This window comes from Nonomuraea recticatena (assembly GCF_039533245.1).
Taxonomy (GTDB): domain Bacteria; phylum Actinomycetota; class Actinomycetes; order Streptosporangiales; family Streptosporangiaceae; genus Nonomuraea; species Nonomuraea roseola.
This window is the reverse complement of sequence record NZ_BAAATE010000133.1, coordinates 1-910: the sequence shown is the minus strand read 5'-3', so window position 1 is coordinate 910 and position 910 is coordinate 1. Positions and strand designations below refer to the sequence as shown.

Genomic DNA, 910 nt, shown 5'->3' with positions numbered 1-910 from the left:
GGGAATGGGCAGCCTCGGCTGAACATCACGTGCGCCATCCGCGTATCGGTCCCGGCGAGCCGGTCGGTCAGCACGATGTCCTCGCGCGGCAGCAGGTGCCGGGCGGGCAGCGGTAGTTGGTCGATGTCGCGCATGAGCGGACGGGCGGGGCTCCGCGTGGTCCGGCCGTCGCGCGTGAACAGCACGCCCGGCACGCCGGTGAAGTCCCGGTCGTGGGCGTGGTCGAGGAGTTCGAGGATGGTGTCTTCGGATTCGCCGTCCGCGACGACGTCGGCGGCGAGGTCGTGCAGGACCTCGGCCGGGTAGAAGTTGGCGTGCACACCTCCGGCCGTGACGAGCGTGCCGGGGTCGAGCTTGGTCTCGCGGCGGGCCTGGAGCATCAGGCCGTAGGTGGCGGAGGAGGCAAGGCTGAAGCCGACCGCGTCGAAGCCGGTCAGGTTCAGCGCGGTGTGGCCGGGGGCGACGCGGTGGATCTCCACCTGGTGTCCGGCCGCCTCGGTCACAGCGGCCAGGTACAGCACGCCGAATGGCGGGAACTCCTTGCGCTGCTCGCGGAAGCGCGCCATGTCGTAGACCTCGGGGTACAGAAGCGCGACCTTCACAAAGTCACCTCGCTCGAGGTAAAGGGGTGGGGCGGGCGGCGATCGCCGTGGTGATCTGCTCGGCGAGCGCGGCGGCGACCTCGCCGGCGTCGGCGTGGCCGATCTGGTGGATCAGGGTGGGGGTGCCGGTGGCGCGGAACTGCTCAGCGGTTTCGGCGAACAGGGCGCGCTCTGTTTCCGCGGCGGCTAGTTCGCCGTGGTGGAAGCGGCTGTAGGTGCCGCGTTCCTGGGCTCGGCGCAGGCACACTTCCGGGTCGCCGAGCAGGAACACCGCCAGGTCGGCGCGGAGGGCGTGCCGGTAAAGGTGG

At 70.9% G+C, this 910-nt stretch carries 2 protein-coding genes; both read right to left on the bottom strand.

The window, feature by feature from the left end; translation table 11 throughout:
• Positions 1-602 (bottom strand): B12-binding domain-containing radical SAM protein (locus tag ABFX50_RS50730; RefSeq protein ID WP_346158502.1); only part of this gene is annotated, 602 nt, incomplete at its 3' end.
• Between the two features lie 4 nt (positions 603-606).
• The coding region (locus tag ABFX50_RS50725; protein ID WP_346158500.1) for a hypothetical protein at positions 607-910 on the bottom strand (304 nt) is incomplete at its 5' end.